The sequence below is a fragment of the Streptomyces sp. NPDC054956 genome (assembly GCF_053609185.1).
Window position 1 is genome coordinate 1 of record NZ_JBSGXB010000640.1, and the last position, 1,338, is coordinate 1,338.

Here is a 1,338-nt window from a genome sequence, read left to right on the forward strand (position 1 = left end):
GGTCAGTCGAGGTCCGCCGACGCGTCGGTGAGCCTGATCTCCTTCTCCACGGCGAGGGCCTCCGCGGTCCGGCTCATGAGGAGCAGCTGCTTCCGGTAGCGGATCAGCGAGGCGACGAGCAGATCGGTCCGTTCGGGTTCCATCGCGCACATGCGCCGGGCCGCGGCGACGGATTCGGCGTGCAGTGCCAGTGCCGTTTCCGGAACTCCGGAGAATTCCTGGCGGCTGTATTCCCACAACGCCACCGCGAGGCGGGGCAGATAGGCGAGCGGACTCACGTGGACCAGCACGCGACAGGCCGCGACTTCCTCCTTGGCAGACAGTGTCCCCGATGCGAGAAGGGCCACTCGTGCTCGCAGTACGGCGTCGTGATTGATGTGCGAAGAGGAGTTCATGACGGAGATTCTGAGATCCGAACGGGGCCCCGAACAAGGGAAATCGGATGTGCCCTCAGTCCTACGAAAACGCCGTCTGACCTGTCATGATGGAAACGTCATCACCCCCGCGCCGGTAATTCCGGCTCCCGGCTCCTCGGAATTCCCCGATCCGGACTCGGGTGTCTCGTATTCCTCCAGGACCAGTCCGAACAGGGCGTCCTCGAGCCGAGGAGCTCCCGGAGCGGTCTCAGACAGCCAATGCCGTCGTGATCACCAGGGGCGGGTTCGCCCGTTCCGCCGCCCAGGTACGGCCGGCGGCGAACTCCGCGTCGACGAGGCCGAGCGCCTCGTCCACCGTGGGGCGGTGCTGTACGACGTCCCGGAATCCGGCGCGTTCCAGCAGGGCCGGGTAGACGTCCACGGGCCATGCGTGGTTGCGCATCTCCTGCCAGGATCCGTCCGTGCGCCGCAGCCGTACGGACAGTTCGTCGCCCGGGCCGTACCGCCCGCCCGGCTCGCCGATGCGCAGGGAGGCGTACTCCGTGCCGCTGCACGCGGGATCGGTGGCCAGCAGTACGAACGGGGCCCCGGGGCGCAGGAGTCGGTGGATCTCGCCGAAGACCGCGAGGACGACCTCTTCGGTCGGCAGGGACGCCAGTACGTGGTTGCACATCACCGCGTCGGCGCTGCCGTCCGACAGACAGATCGTCCGGTTGTCCTCGACCAGGTGGTACTCGGCCACGGCGGTGCCGGAGGCACGGGCCAGCGCGAGCATCTCCGGGGAGGTGTCCACGCCCAGGACCTTCGCTCCGAGCTCCCGGGCCGCGTGGTCGGCGACCTTGCCCGGCCCGCATCCGTAGTCCACCAGGACGTGACGGCTGTCGATCCACCGGGCCAGGGTCCGGAAGACGAAGGGGTACCCGAGCAGCCAGTCGGTGGCCGCCTCCACGGCGGCGAAGGC

The 1,338-nt window shown here is 68.6% G+C and carries 2 protein-coding genes; both read right to left on the minus strand.

Annotated elements, in window-relative coordinates:
* Nucleotides 1-2: 2 nt before the first annotated feature.
* Entirely contained in the window at nucleotides 3-395 is a 393-nt protein-coding gene (locus ACWGDE_RS38985; protein WP_453393827.1) for a hypothetical protein, read from the minus strand.
* Between the two features lie 229 nt (nucleotides 396-624).
* On the minus strand, nucleotides 625-1,338 hold a 714-nt coding region (locus ACWGDE_RS38990; RefSeq protein WP_453393828.1), incomplete at its 5' end, for a class I SAM-dependent methyltransferase.

Bases quoted from the DNA above. Each gene is read 5' to 3' on its own strand.
- ACWGDE_RS38985 (WP_453393827.1), bottom strand. From the start codon at position 395: ATGAACTCCTCTTCGCACATCAATCACGACGCCGTACTGCGAGCACGA.